13 protein-coding genes are annotated in these 17,340 nt (G+C 72.0%); 6 read left to right on the top strand and 7 right to left on the bottom strand.

Features of this window, described 5'->3' with window-relative positions:
- Positions 1–19 precede the first annotated feature (19 nt).
- Positions 20–1,408, top strand: a complete 1,389-nt coding sequence (locus ACZ4VI_RS14510; RefSeq protein ID WP_467999542.1) for a DEAD/DEAH box helicase — start codon at positions 20–22, stop codon at positions 1,406–1,408.
- Between the two features lie 97 nt (positions 1,409–1,505).
- Here ACZ4VI_RS14510 and ACZ4VI_RS14515 read toward each other — a convergent pair whose 3' ends face one another.
- A complete protein-coding gene (locus tag ACZ4VI_RS14515) occupies positions 1,506–2,114 on the bottom strand; it encodes a hypothetical protein (protein WP_467999543.1) in 609 nt (202 codons plus the stop codon).
- Positions 2,111–3,712 (bottom strand): serine/threonine-protein kinase, encoded by a 1,602-nt coding sequence (locus ACZ4VI_RS14520; protein WP_467999544.1) that lies wholly within the window; start codon positions 3,710–3,712, stop codon positions 2,111–2,113. Before ACZ4VI_RS14520 ends, ACZ4VI_RS14515 begins: the two co-directional genes overlap by 4 nt.
- Before the next feature lie 282 nt (positions 3,713–3,994).
- Between ACZ4VI_RS14520 and ACZ4VI_RS14525 the strand changes: the two genes are divergently transcribed.
- The 3 genes from ACZ4VI_RS14525 (at position 3,995) to ACZ4VI_RS14535 (ending at position 8,049) form a co-directional block, all read left to right on the top strand.
- The gene (locus tag ACZ4VI_RS14525; protein WP_467999545.1) at positions 3,995–6,058 is read left to right on the top strand and encodes a phosphocholine-specific phospholipase C; all 2,064 of its coding nucleotides are present in this window, start codon (positions 3,995–3,997) and stop codon (positions 6,056–6,058) included.
- 168 nt (positions 6,059–6,226) lie between these two features.
- Positions 6,227–7,195: an SIS domain-containing protein gene (locus ACZ4VI_RS14530; protein WP_467999546.1), complete on the top strand. Its 969-nt coding sequence runs from the start codon at positions 6,227–6,229 to the stop codon at positions 7,193–7,195.
- The gene (locus ACZ4VI_RS14535; RefSeq protein WP_467999547.1) at positions 7,195–8,049 is read left to right on the top strand and encodes a class II fructose-bisphosphate aldolase; all 855 of its coding nucleotides are present in this window, start codon (positions 7,195–7,197) and stop codon (positions 8,047–8,049) included. The genes ACZ4VI_RS14530 and ACZ4VI_RS14535 overlap by 1 nt, the downstream gene beginning before the upstream one ends.
- Here the strand turns inward: ACZ4VI_RS14535 and ACZ4VI_RS14540 are convergent.
- The 5 genes from ACZ4VI_RS14540 to ACZ4VI_RS14560 form a co-directional block, all read right to left on the bottom strand.
- The gene (locus ACZ4VI_RS14540; RefSeq protein WP_467999548.1) at positions 7,997–9,778 is read right to left on the bottom strand and encodes a VanW family protein; all 1,782 of its coding nucleotides are present in this window, start codon (positions 9,776–9,778) and stop codon (positions 7,997–7,999) included. The genes ACZ4VI_RS14535 and ACZ4VI_RS14540 overlap by 53 nt on opposite strands.
- A 157-nt stretch (positions 9,779–9,935) precedes the next feature.
- Entirely contained in the window at positions 9,936–11,378 is a 1,443-nt protein-coding gene (locus ACZ4VI_RS14545; RefSeq protein ID WP_467999549.1) for a GH1 family beta-glucosidase, read from the bottom strand.
- A 56-nt stretch (positions 11,379–11,434) separates the two neighbouring features.
- Complete coding sequence (locus ACZ4VI_RS14550) at positions 11,435–12,298, bottom strand: carbohydrate ABC transporter permease (protein ID WP_467999550.1); 864 nt, start codon at positions 12,296–12,298, stop codon at positions 11,435–11,437.
- A gap of 4 nt (positions 12,299–12,302) precedes the next feature.
- Complete coding sequence (locus ACZ4VI_RS14555; protein WP_467999551.1) at positions 12,303–13,301, bottom strand: carbohydrate ABC transporter permease; 999 nt, start codon at positions 13,299–13,301, stop codon at positions 12,303–12,305.
- Positions 13,302–13,469: 168 nt separating this feature from the next.
- Complete coding sequence (locus tag ACZ4VI_RS14560; RefSeq protein WP_467999552.1) at positions 13,470–14,819, bottom strand: ABC transporter substrate-binding protein; 1,350 nt, start codon at positions 14,817–14,819, stop codon at positions 13,470–13,472.
- A gap of 213 nt (positions 14,820–15,032) precedes the next feature.
- Between ACZ4VI_RS14560 and ACZ4VI_RS14565 the strand changes: the two genes are divergently transcribed.
- Positions 15,033–16,061 carry a LacI family DNA-binding transcriptional regulator gene (locus ACZ4VI_RS14565; RefSeq protein WP_467999553.1) on the top strand — a complete coding sequence of 343 codons (1,029 nt, stop codon included), beginning with the start codon at positions 15,033–15,035 and terminating at the stop codon, positions 16,059–16,061.
- A gap of 204 nt (positions 16,062–16,265) precedes the next feature.
- The gene (locus ACZ4VI_RS14570) at positions 16,266–17,309 is read left to right on the top strand and encodes a phosphatase PAP2 family protein (protein WP_467999554.1); all 1,044 of its coding nucleotides are present in this window, start codon (positions 16,266–16,268) and stop codon (positions 17,307–17,309) included.
- Positions 17,310–17,340: the final 31 nt, after the last annotated feature.

Here is a 17,340-nt window from a genome sequence, read left to right on the forward strand (position 1 = left end):
TCGGACGAGGTCTCTTTTCATGAATGAATTCGCATCCCCGGTCACCCACACCCCGGCCCTTCCCCCGGTCGCCGCTTTCGGCGACCTCGATCTGCCCGCCGAGGTGCTGGAGCTCCTCACCGAGCTCGGTGTCGAGACGCCCTTTCCCATCCAGGCCGCCACGCTGCCGAACGCCCTCGCCGGCCGTGACGTGCTCGGGCGCGGGCGCACCGGATCGGGAAAGACCCTCGCGTTCGGCCTTCCCCTGCTCGTGCGCACCGCCGGCCGGCGGGCCGAGGCGCGCAAGCCGCGGGCCCTGATCCTCGTCCCCACCCGCGAGCTGGCCCAGCAGGTCACCGACGCGCTCACTCCGTACGCCCGCGTCCTCAAGCTGCGCCTCGCCACCGTCGTCGGCGGCATGTCGATCGGCAGGCAGGCCGCCGCGCTGCGCGAGGGCGCCGAGGTCGTCGTCGCCACCCCCGGCCGCCTGAACGACCTCGTCGAGCGCAAGGACGCCCGCCTGGACCGGGTGGACATCACCGTCCTGGACGAGGCCGACCAGATGGCCGACATGGGCTTCCTTCCCCAGGTCACGGAGATCCTCGACCTGGTACGGGCCGACGGTCAGCGCATGCTGTTCTCCGCCACGCTCGACCGCAACGTCGACCACCTGGTCCAGAGCTACCTCCACGACCCCGTCGTGCACTCGGTCGACCCCTCGGCCGCCGCCGTCACCACCATGGAGCACCACGTCCTCCAGGTGCACGGCGCCGACAAGTTCGCCACCGCCACGGAGATCGCCGCCCGCGACGGGCGCGTGATCATGTTCCTGGACACCAAGCACTCCGTGGACCGCTTCACCGCGCACCTGCGCGGCAGCGGAGTCCGCGCCGAAGCGCTGCACGGCGGCAAGTCACAGCCGCTGCGCAACCGCACCCTGGAGCGGTTCAGGAGCGGTGACATCACCGTCCTCGTGGCCACCAACGTCGCCGCGCGCGGCATCCACGTCGACGAGCTCGACCTCGTCGTCAACGTGGACCCGCCCGCCGACCACAAGGACTATCTGCACCGCGGCGGGCGGACCGCCCGCGCCGGCGAGTCCGGCAGCGTCGTCACGCTGGTCCTCCCGGACCAGCGCAAGGACGTGGTCCGCCTCATGGGGGACGCGGGGATCCGCGCCCGGATCACCCAGGTCCGTTCCGGCGAGGCCGAGTTGAGCCGCCTCACCGGCGCCAAGGCCCCGTCCGGTGTGCCCGTCGACGGCAGCGCCCCGAGCAGCGAGCGCCCCAAGCGGGGCGGGGCAGTCTTCCGCGGGATCGGGACCGTCCCGGGGAAGCCCGGCCGCGCCAAGAACGAGTCGCGGCGGTCCGCCGAGGCCCGCAAGCAGGCCGAGGCACGGCAGGCCGCCCGCGTCCGCCGCGGCCGCTAGACCGGGCCCTCGTCAGTCCGGACTGTCGTCAGTCCGGACTTCCGTAGTCCGGGCGTTGTCGTACGCCGGCCGTCGTACTCCGGGTTCCCGGCGGGACTCAGTCGCAGCGGTACGTGAACCGGGTCTCGGCGGTGTGCCGGGTGGGCGAGACGACCACGAGTCGTGCCGTCGCCCGGTGCTCGCCGCGGCCGTGGAACGTCCACAGCAGATGCAGGCGCGCCTGCATCTGATGGCGGGCGAGCCGCTCCCGCAGCAGCCCGGACGTGGTGCCGTCACTCCGTTCCCAGCGGTACGTGACGGTGCCGGGCCGCCCGTCGGTCTCGAGGACCGCCACGACATCGGCCATGCCGTCGCACGCGAGCGGCTGCGCGGGCGCGGCGACCGTCACGCCTCGTACCGCGACCTCCGGCCCGAACCGCTGCCAGGCGAGGAACGCGAGTACGGCGAGCAGGACGGCACCCGCCAGGGCGTACCGGCGCAGTGCACTCCGGCGGCGCGGCGGGGGAGCGGGCGGGGCGCCGTGCCAGATCTGGGCGGTCGTCGGACCGCCGGCCAGGCGCTGCCGGGCCGCCGGCGTGACCCCGGGGCCGAAGCGCAGGACCTCGCCCTCCACCCGGTCCGGCGGCACGTCCTCCGCCGGTCGTTCGAACCACTGGCTGCCGAGGACCGTGGCGCTGTATGCGTCGTCTTCGTCGGGACCGTTCATGTGATCGTGCACCGCCTGGTGAGGATCTGTTGCGTGGAACCGCCGTTCGCGGCAGGGGGGTTCGTCGTCGCCCGGACACCCCAGTAGCAGCCCCGGCCCCGGAAGGTGTGCGTCAGCGTGATCGTGTAGCGGGTCGCCCCGCTCCTCCACAGGCTCTCGGAGCCGTCGGACACGCCCGCCTCTCCCTTGGCGGCGGCCGTGAACCAGGAGAGCTGGACGGTCACCGGTCCGGTCCCGTCCGTGAGGATCTCGAACGAGGCCTCCGCGACGTCCGGGCCGGTCTGACGCAGCGATGTGACGGACACCGACTTCACGGCGACCGGCCGCGTGCTGCTCGGCGGCTCCGTCGACGTCGTGGGCACAGCCGTGGTCGGGGTCGGCCCAGGGGTCGTGGGCGGGGCGGACGTGGTCGGTTTCTCCGTCGGGGACGGCGGGGGAGCGGTCGACGGTGACGCCTCCCCGGACGCCGAGGGTGTGGCCGCCGGAGATGCTGTGCCCGTGGGGGGCTCCGGGGCGGTCGGCAGCGCGCTCGTCGTGGCGAACGCCTCCGTCGTCGTACGGCCCGTCCCCTCGGCCCCGGCCCGCGCCGCCACGGCCGCCAGGAGCGCCAGGACCAGCGCGGCAGCGCCGGCCGGGAGCGCCTTCGGCCACAACCGGTGGCCACGTCCTCCTGCACGCCCGGGCAGCGTGGTCGTGGCGAGTGCGGTCGTGCCCGTGGCCGGGTCGCCGCCGGAGGAGGGGAAGAGCAGGGGCAGGAGGGCCGCGAGCGCGGCGAGCCTGCTCCGGCCCCGCTCCTCCCAGTCGAGCCCGTAGGCGGCCGTGGCGACCGCCTCCAGCTCCGCTACGAAGGCCGCCGCGTGTGCGGGACGCTGCCCGGGGGCCTTCGCGAGACCGCGCCGGATCAGGGGCCGCAGCGGCTCCGGGGCCTCCGCGTCCGGCACGGGCGCCTCGAGATGCCGGAGCGCCAGCTCCATGACGTTCTGGCCGGTGAACGGCTTGCGTCCGGTCAGACACTCGAAGAACGTCGCGGTCGCCGCGTACACGTCGGCGGCGGGAGAGGCGGGCTCGCCGTTCCACTGCTCGGGCGCCATGTACGCCGGGGTGCCCGCGACGCCCGGGGTGCTGCCGTGGTCCGTCGCGATGCCGAAGTCCACGAGCGTGGACGAGCCGTCCGCCGCGACGAGGACGTTCTCCGGCTTGTAGTCGCGGTGCACGACCCCGGCCGCGTGCGCGGCGGCCAGGCCGAGGAGCGAGCCCTTGAGCACCACGAGCGCCGCCTCCGGACCGGTCGCTCCCTCGCGGGCGAGCAGCGCGCGCAGGGCGACCCCGTCGACCAGCTCCATGACGATCGCCGCCCCGTGCGGCGCCTCCACGTACTCGTACAGCCCCACCACGTATGGCGAGCCGAGTCCGGCGAGCAGCCGCGCCTCCGCCCGGAATCCCCGGACGAAGACGGGATCCGAGCGCAGCCGCTCACTGAGGTACTTCACAGCCACCGGCACGCCGGTCGCGTCATGGACGGCGAGCACCACCCGCCCGCTGCCGCCCGCACCCAACTCCCGGGACTCCGTGTAGCCGGGCACCACCCATGCGTTCATCCCGCCCCCCATTCCTCCTCTAACGGGGACAGATTCCGGCCACGGCCGGTTCCCGGCAAGGGCGCACGGGCGGCGCGCCGACGGCGCATGGACTTCTCGTACGACCCCATGGACTCTTCGCCGACCGCCCCCGCGCGGGCGGCTGTTCCGCGACCATGTGTCCCGCGTTCATGTCCTGTACCGCGCCCTCATGCGTCGACGACACGTACCCGACCCCTCACCCACTGATCTTGGGCTCGCTCGGACCACCGTCCCCGGAATCCATCAGAGGTGCTCAGACCCATGACCGAACTCAACCGGCGCCGCTTCCTTCAGATAGCGGGCGCCACCGCCGGCTTCGCCGCGCTCAACAGCAGCATCGCCCGGGCCGCGGCCATCCCCGCCGCCCGAACCTCCGGCACCCTCGCCGACGTCGAGCACATCGTCGTGCTGATGCAGGAGAACCGCTCCTTCGACCACTACTTCGGCGCGCTGAACGGTGTCCGCGGCTTCGGCGACCCCCGTCCCATCACCCTGCCCAGCGGCAAGTCCGTCTGGCACCAGCAGGACGGCGGCAAGACCGTGCTGCCCTACCACCCCACGGCCGAGGACCTCGGCATGCAGTTCATCGCCGGGCTCAACCACGACTGGGCCGGTGGTCACCGGGCCTTCAACAACGGCAAGTACGACCAGTGGATCCCCGCCAAGTCCGCGGGCACCATGGCGTACCTGAACCGGAACGACATCCCGTTCCACTACGCGCTGGCCGACGCGTTCACCGTCTGCGACGCGTACCACTGCTCGTTCATCGGCGCCACGGACCCCAACCGCTACTACATGTGGACCGGCCACACCGGCAACGACCGCACGGGCGGCGGCCCCGTCCTCGGCAACGAGGAGGCGGGGTACAGCTGGACGACGTACCCCGAACGTCTTGAGCAGGCCGGGGTCTCCTGGAAGATCTACCAGGACATCGGCGACGGCCTGAACGCGGCCGGGCACTGGGGCTGGATCAACGACGCCTACCGTGGCAACTACGGCGACAACTCGCTGCTCTACTTCAACCAGTACCGCAACGCCCAGCCGGGCAACCCGCTCTACGACAAGGCCCGCACGGGCACGGACGCCTCGAAGGGCGACGGCTTCTTCGACATCCTGCGGGCCGACGTCGCCGCGAACCGGCTTCCCCAGATCTCCTGGATCGCCGCGCCCGAGGCCTTCACCGAGCACCCCAACTTCCCCTCGAACTACGGCGCCTGGTACATCTCCCAGGTCCTGGACGCCCTGACCTCCAACCCGGAGGTGTGGAGCAGGACGGCGCTGTTCATCACGTACGACGAGAACGACGGCTACTTCGACCACGTCGTCCCGCCCTACCCGCCGGCCTCCGCCTCCCAGGGGCTGTCCACCGTCGATACCTCCCTCGACCACTTCTCCGGCAACGCGAGCTACGCCGCCGGCGTCTACGGTCTCGGGCAGCGCGTCCCGATGCTGGTCGTCTCTCCCTGGAGCAAGGGCGGTTACGTCTGCTCCGAGGTCTTCGACCACACCTCGATCATCCGGTTCATGGAGCGCCGCTTCGGCGTGCGGGAGCCGCAGATCTCGCCCTGGCGGCGGGCCGTCTGCGGCGATCTGACCTCGGCCTTCGACTTCGGTCTCGAGGACGCCACACCGGCCGCGCTGCCGGACACCTCGGCCTACAAGCCGCTGGACAACGACCGGCACCCCAGCTACGTTCCGAAGCCTCCCGCGAAGCCGGCCCTGCCGGTCCAGGAGGCGGGAGCGCGCCCCACCAGGGCGCTGCCGTACGAGCTGTACGTCGACGGTACGGCCACCCCGTCCACCGGCCGCTTCACCCTCGCCTTCGGCGCGGGCGCGGGCGCCGGGGCCTTCTTCTACATCACGGCGCCGAACCGCACCGACGGGCCGTGGACGTACACGGCGTCGGCCGGCACGAGCATCGCCGACACCTGGAACACCGCGTACTCCGCCGGGGTCTACGACCTGACGGTGACCGGCCCCAACGGCTTTCTGCGGACCTTCAGGGGACCCGGCAAGACGGCGGGCCCGGAGGTGACGGCCCGTCATGACACCGCAGGCGGCAGCCTGGTGCTGACCATGACGAACCCCGGCGCCTCCGACGTCACCCTCACCGTCACGCAGGCCCCGGCCTACGGCGGCCAGTCGCAGCGGTTCACCGTGGCCAAGGGTGCGACCGTGACGCACACCGTGGATCTGAGCGGTAGCAGGCGCTGGTACGACCTGTCGGTCGTCTCCAGCGGGAACAGCACCTTCCTGCGGCGCTTCGCCGGCCATGTCGAGAACGGCACGGCGGGCGTCAGCGACCCGGGGATCATCACCGGCTGACGCACGAGGGCGCGGCTGCGACGTGATCGCGGCCGCGCCCAGGGCGTGGGCCCTGGACCGTACGCCTCTGCTGATGGATACTGCGCACAGCAATCGATGCTCGAAGTTGCTCGAAGGTAATCTGTTACGAGCACAAGTGAGCATCACCTGTCTGTGAAGGAGTCGCACGTGCCCACCTCGGGACCCTCCCGCACCGCCGCCGAGATCGCCTCCCAGCCCGCCTCCTGGCGCAAGGCCGCCGAGACCCTGCCCCAGCACCGCGCGGCGCTCCCCGTGCGCGGCGAGCGCGTCGCCGTCGTCGGCTGCGGTACCTCCTGGTTCATCGCCCAGGCGTACGCCCAGCTGCGCGAGAGCGGCGGGCACGGCGAGACCGACGCCTTCGCCGCCTCCGAGTTCCCGCTCGGCCGCCGCTACGACCGGATCCTGGCGATCACCCGCTCCGGCACCACGACCGAGGTCCTCGACCTGCTCGGCCGCGTCAAGGGGACCGTCGCCACCGGCGCCCTCACCGCCGACCCCACGACCCCCGTCATGACCGCCGCCGACGCCGTCGCCGTCCTCGACTTCGCCGACGAGGAGTCGGTGGTGCAGACCCGCTTCGCCACCACCGCCCTCGCCCTGCTCCGCGCGCACCTGGAGGCCGAGGGCGCCCTCCCGGCCGGGGTGCGTACCGTCGAGCGCGCCGCCGAGGACGCCGAGCGCGCCGTCGTCGAACCCCTCGCCGCCGAGATCACCGAGGCCGAGCAGTTCACCTTCCTCGGCACCGGCTGGACGTACGGCCTGGCCCTCGAAGCCGGCCTGAAGATGCGTGAGGCCGCCGGGGCCTGGACCGAGGCCTACCCGGCGATGGAGTACCGGCACGGACCCATCAGCATCACCGCGCCCGGCCGGGTCGCCTGGTCCTTCGGCCCCGTGCCCGCCGGCCTCGCCGCCGACGTCGCCCGTGTCGGCGGCACCCTCGTCGCGGAATCCGGCGACGCCGACGTGGAGCTGGACCCGATGGCGGACCTGATCCGCGCCCAGCGCCTCGCCGTCCTCCTCGCCGAGGGCCAGGGACAGGACCCGGACCGGCCGCGCAACCTCACCCGGTCCGTCGTCCTCAACCCCGGCGGCACCGACACGGCGGAGGAGAGCTGATGCCGCTCACCACCACCGACGAGATCGTCCTCGGCGCCCGCGAGCGGAACGCCGGCGCCGGTGCCTTCAACGTCATCCAGATCGAGCACGCGCAGGCCATCGTCGCCGGCGCCGAGGCCGCGGGCCGTCCCGTCATCCTCCAGATCAGCGAGAACACCGCCCGCTACCACGGCTCCCTCGAGCCCGTCGGACTCGCGACCCTCGCCATCGCCCGCCGCGCCGCCGTCCCGGTCGCCGTCCACCTCGACCACGCCGAATCGCCCGAACTCGTCCGCGAGGCGGTCGCACTCGGCTTCTGCTCCGTCATGTTCGACGCGTCGACCCTCCCGTACGAGGAGAACGTCGCCGCCACCCGCGAGATGACGGACTACTGCCACCGCAACGACGTCTGGGTGGAGGCCGAACTCGGCGAGGTGGGCGGCAAGGACGGCGCCCACGCGCCCGGGGTGCGCACCGACCCGGACGAGGCGCGCGCGTTCGTCGCCGCCACCGGTGTCGACGCCCTCGCCGTCGCCGTCGGCAGCTCCCACGCGATGCTCACCCGGGACGCCGTCCTCGACTTCGAGCTCGTGTCCCGGCTGCGCGAGGCCGTGGACGTACCCCTCGTGCTGCACGGCTCCTCGGGTGTCGGGGACGTGGACCTGAGCTGGGCCGTCCATGCCGGGATGACGAAGGTGAACGTCGCCACCCACCTCAACAAGGCGTTCACCGGCGCCGTCCGGGCCCACCTGGGGGAGAACGCCACGACCGTCGACCCGCGCCGCTACCTCGGCCCGGCCCGCACGGCGGTCGCGGAGGCGGTCACCCACCTGCTTCAGGTGCTGGCGCAGGAGGCTCCTCTGGTTCGCACGTGACGCGGTCGCGCGGGGTGTAGTGCGTACGGAAGGTCTCCCGGCCGACCTCCGCCCCGCCGTCGCGGAAGACCCGGTCCACGGTGATGTCGAAGCCCTCCAGCGGAGGCTGCGGCTCGCACTTCGGACCCGTGCCGGTCCGCTCGGCGGGCTCCGTGAGGTTGGTGCGCGGACCCTCCACCGCCTCCACGGCGTCGTACTTCTTCGTGCCGAGGAAGCTGACGGTCACCGAGGAGTCGGTGGAGCTCGCCCGGATGTAGATCCACGCGTCGGAGTTGTTGCGGAACTTCAGGTCCAGCGTGCCCCAGGCCACGGTCGCCTCCCGGCCCGGCGGGTACCGCTCGATGTAGAAGGAGTGCGCCCCGTACTCGATCGGCTTGACCCCGGCGAAGAAGATCGCGTTGAAGACCGTCGTCGCCACGGCGGACACCCCGCCGCCCGGTGCCGAGTGGTACTGCCCGTCCAGGATCATCGTGCCGTCCACGAAACCGTTGGCCTTCGTGCGCTCACCGACGGTCCGGTTGAAGCTCCAGACCTCGCCCGGCTTCACCAGCGAGCCGTTGATCAGCTCGACCGCCCGGCCGATGTTGATCGTCCGGTAGGGCGCGGTGGGGAAGTTGACCGTGAACGTCGACATCTGCTCCTTGATCCCCATCTCCGCCACGGACTTCCGGGTCAGCACCGGCTGGAGCAGCACAGTGGCCACAGGCCCGGTCCGTGCCGCCTCGCCACGCTTCGGCAGCAGCGGCATGACCGCGTCACCGAGGGCCTTCGCCGTCACCTCATGACCAGGCCGGCCGTCCGCGAGGACCACGACCTTGCCGTTCTCCACCCCGAGCCGCGCCTCGACCGGCCCGGTGGCGACCTTTTCCAGCGGGCGCGCCACGGCCGGGTCGCGGATCAGGCCCTTCTCGTCGAGCGAGGGCATCAGCCGGCCCTTGTCGTCCGCCTTCACCGTCAGATGGGCGCCGAGCGTCGTCGGCGTGATGCGCAGGCTCTCGCCGTCGACGGTGAGGGTGACCGGTCCCGACATGGCGGGCGTCCCGAACTCGTTGAGGAAGCGCGCTGTTTCCGCCCCGCCGACCTTGGGCCGGGACACGGCGGCCGGCAGCGCCAGCGGGTCGACGCCCGCGGGCTCCGGATAGTGGGCGCGCAGCGTGTCCACGGCGCCGTCGACGTCCAGCTTCTGCCCGTCGCGGGCCTGCACGATCACGGCCTGGCCGTTCTTGAAGGAGACGGCGCCCTCCACGGTCGCCCGGTCGTACGTGCGGGCCGTCTCGGCCATCGCCGTACGCGCCTTGTCGTCGTCGAAGGCGACGACCGGTTCGATGTCCCGCTCGTCGGTGGAGAACAGCCGGCCGATCACGGTCACCGGATCACGCGCGGGATCGGCCGCCTTCTCGACAGTCTTCGCCACGTCGACGGTCAGTCCTGCCGTGGCGGGTTCGACGGTGCCGGAACTCTCCCCGATCCGCACCGGTATCGGGGCCGTCCAGGACGCCGGGGCCGACGCCGTCAGCTTCGCCCGCGCCTCCGCGCGGCTCATCCCGCCGATGTCCACGCCGTCCACGCGCGTGCCCTCGGAGATCTCGTCCCCCGTGGCGACGAGACCCGCCGCGTACAGTCCGCCCACGGCGAGGAGGGCCACTCCGGCCGCCGTCAGGGCGATGCGTATGCCACGGCTGCGAGAGGACGACGGCGTGGCGTCGTCCTCGTGACGGGAGTCGCGCACACAACCTCCCGGTGCGGTCGGAGGTACCCGAGATCCATCCGCGACGTTACGCCGGACGGGTGTCCCGCGCACGTCGGAAGGCCTTGACCTGCACTTATGTGTCGGGAGTGTCGGGGATGGTGCGTGAGGGGCGGACTCGCCCCTCACGCACCGTGGTTCAGTCCTTCACCGGGTCGACCAGCTCGTTCGACCGCGCCACGCGCGCGTACCAGTGCGCGCTCGACTTGGGCGTACGGGCGAGGGACTTGTAGTCGACGTGGACCGCGCCGAACCGCTTCGCATAGCCGTACGCCCACTCGAAGTTGTCCAGGAGCGACCAGAGGAAGTAGCCGCGGACGTCCACCCCGTCCGCGATCGCCCGGTGCACGGCCGCCAGGTGCGCGTGGACGTAGGCGGCGCGCTCGGGGTCGTGGACGGTGCCGTCCGGGCGGACCTCGTCCTCGTACGCGGCACCGTTCTCGCTGATCACCAGCGGCAGGCCCGGGTAGCGGGTGGAGACCCGGGTCAGCAGGTCGTACAGGGCGCTCGGGTCGACGGCCCAGCCCATCGCCGTGCGCTCGCCCGGCGCCTGGTGGAAGGCGACCGAGTCCGCACCGGGCCAGGGCGAGTGCTCGCTGTTGCCGTGGCCATCGTCCTGCGGCTTCTCCTCGCCCTCGGCGACGTGCGAGACGACCGTCGGCGTGTAGTAGTTGATCGCGAGCAGGTCCAAGGGCTGATTGATCGCGGCCGTGTCGCCGTCCCGGACGAAGGACCAGTCGGTGAGGTGCGCGGTGTCGGCGAGCAGGTCCTCGGGGTAGGCGCCCTCCAGCATCGGGCCGAGCCAGACCCCGTTGCCGACGGCGTCGATCCGGCGGGCCGCGTCCCCGTCCTCGACGGAGGGGGTCAGGGGCCGCACCTCGTGCAGATTGAGGGAGACGGCGATCTGCCGATCCGCCGGCAGAGCGGCCCGCAGTGCCTGTACGGCGAGACCGTGACCGAGGTTGAGGTGGTGGGCGGCGCGCAGGGCGGCGACCGGGTCGGTGCGACCCGGTGCGTGCACCCCGGAGCCGTAGCCGAGGAAGGCGCTGCACCAGGGCTCGTTGAGGGTGGTCCAGCGGGTGACGCGGTCGCCGACGGCCGCGGCGACGATCCCCGCGTACTCGGCGAACCGCTCGGCGGTCGCCCGTTCCGGCCAGCCGCCCGCGTCTTCCAGCTCCTGGGGCAGGTCCCAGTGGTAGAGGGTGAGGGCCGGCTCGATGCCGGCGGCGAGCAGCTCGTCGACCAGGCTGCGGTAGAAGTCCAGGCCCTTCTGGACGGCCGGGCCCCGTCCGGTCGGCTGGACCCGGGACCAGGACACGGAGAACCGGTAGGCGCTCAGGCCGAGTTCGGACATCATCCGGACGTCGTCCCGGAAGCGGTGGTAGTGGTCGACCGCCACATCGCCGGTGTGGCCCTCGAACACCCTCCCCGGCGTGTGCGAGAAGGTGTCCCAGATCGAGGGCGTACGGCCGTCCTCGGCCGCCGCTCCCTCGATCTGGTACGCGGCGGTGGCGGCGCCCCACAGGAAGCCGGGCGGGAACTGTCGGACCGCGGTGAGCGGTCCGGGATCTGTCGCGGTCATACGGAAGTGCTCCCGGGTGTGAGGGATGTAAAGGGGGTACGGGGCGGGGGCGCCGGTCAGCTCTTGACCGCGCCCGTGGTGATGCCGCCCACGATGTGCTTGCCGAGCACGGCGAAGACCAGCAGCAGCGGCAGCGTGGATATCAGCGCGCCGGTCAGCACGATCGACTGGTCGACCGTGTGGTTGCCCGCGCCGAGACCGGCCAGGGCCACCTGGAGCGTCGGGCTCCCGTCCGGGGTGAGCGCGATGAACGGCCAGAAGAAGTCGTTCCAGGCCTGTACGAACACCAGCATGCCGAGCACCGCCATCGCGGGTCTGGCCACCGGGAAGACCACGTGCCAGATGATCCGCAGACTGTGCGCGCCGTCCACCCGGGCCGCCTCCACGAGCTCCACCGGCAGCGCCTCGATCAGGTACTGGCGCATGAAGAACACGCCGAACGCGGCGACCAGGGACGGCAGGACGACGGACTGGAGCTGGTCGACCCAGCCCAGGTCGGTGATGATCCGGTACAGCGGGATCACGCTCAGCTGCGGAGGGATCGTCATGGTCGCGACGACGAGCGTCAGCATCGCGCCCCGCCCCTTGAACGGCAGCTTGGCGAAGGCGAAGCCGGCCAGGGTGGAGAAGAGCACGGTGGAGAGCGCCACGAGGCTTGCCACGACGGTGGTGTTGACCAGCGCCTCGCCCATGTCGACCTGGTTCCAGGCGAAGGCGAGGTTGTCGAAGAGCCGGGGGCCGGGCAGCAGCGGCGCCGGGGGAGAGACCACGCGCTCGCCCGAGTGGGAGGCGGCGACCAGGTTCCAGTACAGCGGGAAGAGCGAGACCAGCGCGGCCAGGCCGAGCAGCACGTAGGTCAGCGGGCCGGCCCGGTTCTGGTCACCGGCCGCCGGGCGGAGACGTACACGTACACGTGACATGAGGTCAGGCCCCCAGTTTCTTACGGTTCGCCCGGGCGAGGAGCGTGCGGACCGCCCCGATCACAAGGAGGAGCAGCAGCATCAACCAGGCGATGGCGGAGGCCTGGCCCAGCGCGCCGGTCACCCAGCCCTTCTCGTACATCAGCAGACTCAGCGTCTGGAACTGGTTGCCGCTGCCGCCGCTGATGCCGAGGCTGCCGCCGAAGATCATCGGCTCGCCGAACAGCTGGGTCGCGCCGATCGTGGAGACCACGATCGTGAAGAGGATCGTGGGCCGGATCGACGGGATCGTCACGCTGAGGAACTGCCGCCAGCGGGAGGCCCCGTCCAGCGCCGCCGCCTCGTAGAGATCCTTCGGCACCGCCTGCATCGCGGCCAGGTAGATCAGCGCGTTGTAGCCCGTCCAGCGCCAGGTCACGATCGTCGAGATCGCGATCTGCGCCGGCCACTTGGAGGACTCCCAGTCCACCGGCTCGAACCCCACCCAGCCCAGAGCCGTGTTGATCAGGCCGTAGTCGGTGTTGAAGAGCTGGGCGAAGACGAGGGTCGCCGCCGCGATGGAGGTGGCGTACGGGGCGAGGACGGCGACCCGGAAGAAACCCCGGGCACGCAGCCGGTAGTTGAGCAGATGGGCCAGGCCGAGCGCCATGAGGAGCTGGGGGACGGTCGACACGACACCGATGGTGAACGTGTTGGCGAGCGCGTTCCAGAAGAACTCGCTGTCCGCGAGGGCCGTGTAGTTGTCCAGGCCCCGCCACTGCGCCTCCCCGCCGAGCTCCACGCGGTGCAGCGAGAGCCAGCCCGTGTAGATCAGCGGGAAGAGCCCGAAGGCGGCGAAGGTGAGGAAGAACGGGGCGACGAACGCGTACGGGCTGAACCGCAGGTCCCATCGGTAGAGCCGGCTGCGCAGACCACCGGGAGGCGGTGGGGGGTTGGGGGAGTCGGGGGAGGGCGGGGCGGGCGGCGGGGAGCCGCCGGCCGCCGCCTGGAGGGAGGTGGCCACGGGGGCGTCCCTTCGGAATCGGTACGGATGCGCGCGGTCGGTGCGGACTGCGCGCCGCGCGCGCGAGGGGCGCGGTCGGGTCGGGTGCGAGGTCCGCGACGCGCGCGAGGGGCGCGGTCGGCCGGCCGCCCGGCGGGGGAGCGCCGGGCGGCTGGGAAGGCGCCCCCGCTACTGCTCGATCTTGTCCTCGATCAGCTTCTTGACGTTCTCCCACGCCTTCGCGGGATCGGTGCCGCGCTGCTCGATGTCGAGGATGCCGTTGTCGGTGAGGAAGGTCTTCACCTGGCCGTCCCAGCGGCTGATCGGGGCCGGTGTGATGCCGGCCGCGGCCTCCGAGTAGATCTTGCCGACCGGGGTGTCACCGAAGTACGGCAGCTTGGCGTCCTGTACGACCGCGGACGTGAGGGTGTGCTTGGTCGAGGGGATGTTGCCGTTCACGCCGAAGACCTTGGCGTGCTGCGCGGGCGCGGTGAGCCAGGCGGCGAGCTCCGCGGCCTCCTTGGCGTGCTTGCCCGACTTCGGGACGGCGAGGAACGAACCGCCCCAGTTTCCGGCCACCGGCGGTGCGGCGATGTCCCACTTGCCCTGGTTGCCCGCGCCCGCCTGGTCCTTGATGATGCCGGTCATCCAGCTCGGACAGGCGACCGTGGCGAACGTGGAGTTCTTGAAGGCGGCGTTCCAGGTGCCCTTCTCGTCGAACTGGCGCAGCTTGGCGGTGATGCCGCTCTTGGCCGCCGCGACGGCGGTGTCCCAGGCCTTCTTCACGCCCGGGCTGTTCTCGTAGTCCAGCTCGCCCTTGGTGTTGGCGTACTGCACGGCCTCGCTGGAGACGACGGCGTTGAACAGCCCGCTCGCGGAGTCGTGGAAGGCCGTTCCGGCCGGGGCGTTCTTCTGGTAGTTCTTTCCTGTCTCCAGGAACTTGGCCCAGTCGCCCTGCCACAGCGCGCCGACGGCGGCGCGGTCGGTGGGCAGCTTGGCCTTGGCGAACAGCTCCTTGTTGTAGCAGATGGCCATCGGGCCGATGTCGGTGCCGAGTCCGATGACCTTGCCGTCGGAGGTGGTGGCCTGCTTGACCTTCCAGTCGAGGAACGCGCCGAGTTCCGCGCCGCCGGTCGTACCGAGGTCGACCCACTTGTCCGCCATGGCGGGGCCGGTGGCCTCCGCCACGTAACCGACCTCCAGGGCCTGGATGTCGGCGAGACCGCTGTTGCGGGAGAGCCGCAGCTTGAGGGTGTCCCAGTACTTCTGTCCGTCGGCGACGTTCGACTCGACGATCTTGATGTTCGGGTGCGCCTTCATGTACTCGGCGTAGAGCTTGGCGCCCGTCTTGTCGTCGTAGCCGAAGGAGCCGAAGGTCCCGATGCGCAGGGTGATCTGTTCGTCGCCGCCCGCCCCGTCGGAACCGCCGTCGCCGCCGCAGCCGGTGATCAGGGCGGCGCCGGCGGCGACCCCGGCGACCGCGGCGCGAACGGTGCGGCGGTGTCTCTGTCTGCTGCGGCTCGTGCTGGAAGTGCGCATTCGACTCTCCTCGTCCGGGGTGCTGCGATGCGTGGCTCGTGCGGCCTGCGCGGCTCAGTGCGTGGGAGCGCTCCCACTCCCTCTCGCCGGAAGGTTGCTGCCTGGCCCGTACGGGTGTCAAGAGGTGGGCGGCGATCCGTTACGCGAGGCTTGGGAGCGCTCCCACGCTTGATACAGTCAGCGGGACACAGGGGACGCGAGGGGAGACGGCAGATGGTGGTGAGCGGGCGTCAGACCGGCAGGCCCACCCTGGAGGAGGTCGCGGCCAGGGCGGGCGTCGGCCGTGGCACGGTCTCGCGGGTGATCAACGGCTCCCCGCGGGTGAGCGAGCACGCCAAGGCCGCCGTCGACCGGGCCGTCGCCGAACTCGGTTACGTACCCAACCGCGCGGCCCGGGCGCTGGCCGGCAGCCGTACGGATGCGGTGGCGCTCGTGATTCCCGAGACCGAGGCGAGGCTCTTCGCCGAGCCGTACTTCCTCGACATCATCCGCGGGGTCAGCGCCGAACTCGCCGACGCGGACAAGCAGCTGCTGCTCACGCTGATCCGCGACGACAGGGAGCGCCAGCGCTTCGAGCAGTACCTCGCCGCCCAGCGGGTGGACGGGGTGCTCCTCGTCTCGGTCCACGGCGACGACCCGCTGCCGGACCAGGTGCGGGCACTCGGCCTGCCGGCCGTGCTGAACGGCCGCCGGACCGAGGCGGAGCAGGTGGCCTATGTCGACTCCGACAACGTCGGCGCCGGGCGCTCGGCCGTCGCCCATCTCGCGGGGCGCGGGCGCCGCCGCATCGCGACCATCACGGGCCCGCTGGACATGTACGTCGCCCGCTGCCGTCTCGACGGCTACCACTGGGGGCTCGCGGAGGCGGGGCTCGCCCCCGACGAGCGGCTCGTCGCCACCGGCGACTTCACCGAGGAGGGCGGGCGTCGCGCCATGCGGGAGCTGCTCGACCGCAGCCCCGGCCTGGACGCCGTCTTCGCTGCCTCCGACGTGATGGCGGCCGGTGCGCGCGGGGTGCTGAAGGAGGCGGGGCGCCGGGTCCCGGAGGACGTGGCCCTGGTCGGCGTCGACGACTCGCCGGTGGCCCGCCACATGGACCCGCCGCTGTCCAGCGTGCGGCAGCCGATCGAGGAGATGGGGCGCACGATGGCCCGGCTACTGCTCCAGGAGATCGCCGAGGCGTCCGCGGACCAGCCGCAGCGCGTACTGCCGACGGAACTGGTCGTCCGCGAGTCGTCCTGATGCTTCGCGGGGGCGGCGCGGGACCGCCCCTTAGAGATCAGCGGATACCGCCGCGAGGCGCTCGCCCGGGCCCGGCCCCGCGCAGGACCACTGACCGGGTCGACGCCCCCGCGCAGGACCGCTCGCGCCCCGGAACTCCCGCTCGGCGATTCGTTCGGGTGCGTCCAGCGGGCGCGTGGGGCCGCGGCGGGGTCGAATCGGAGCATGGCTCCCTACGACAGGCTCCGTACCGACCGCAGCACGCAGTCGCTGGAGACCGGCACCTGGTGGTACGCCGCCGTCGCCGGTGAAGCGGCCGACTCCTTCAGCACCCGCGTCCGCAGGCGAATGCGGTGCGCCTGTCTCGGCTCGGTCCTGCTCATGGCCGTCGTCTACGCCGGACTCGTGCTGACCGCGACAGGCCAGCGCTGGGAGAACGCGGTCCTCACCGGCCGGCTGACCGACGAGACGCTGGCCGCCGCTCACGAGGCGCACCGCTCCCTCCAGCACATCACCGTCTACTCGCTCGCCGTCGCCCTGCTCGTCCTGACCGCCATCGGGATGCTGCGCCGGCGGTACGCGCTCACGGTCGTGGCACTGGGCACCGTCGCCTTCTCGCTGTTCCTTGCCGAGGTGCTCAAGCGCTACCTCCTGGTCCGCCCCGACCTGGTCGACGCGCCCGCGCACCTGACGCGGAACACCTTCCCGAGCGGGTACACCACCATCGCGATGAGCGTGATGATCGGACTCGCCCTCGTCGTCCCGTACCGGGCGCGCGGCCTCGCCGTGGGCCTGTGCGCCCTGTGGGCGACGGCCGTGGGCGCGTACACCGTGGCCGCCGGATGGCACCGGCCCAGCGACACGATCGGCGCCGACCTGCTCGTCCTCGCCGTGGCCTGCGGGCTCGTCGCGGTCCTCGCCCGACGCGGCGGGGTCGCCCCCGCGCGCAGCCGCCGCTTCCCGCTGCGCACCCTCTTCGTGATCGTGCCCCTGAGCATCGCCGCCGTCGGCGGCCTCGGCCTCGGGATCCTCCTCCTCGTCGACTCCATGTTCGTCCTGGAGCCCACCGACCCGGACCGCCCGCGCCTCGCCTACCAGGCAGGACACGCCCTCGCGGCCGGTGCGAGCGCGGCGGCCACGCTCCTGATGCTCGGCCTGCTCCGCGATGTCGACCTGGGCGCCCGCCCCACCCCCTACCGGCTCACGGGCACCCTTGCCACCGACCCGACAGGGCCCTTTCCCACCGAGGGCGATCACGAGATATCTTGATGTCGAGCAATCTCGCAGACGCAGACGTGGA

It is taken from the genome of Streptomyces sp. NPDC029169 (assembly GCF_055563935.1).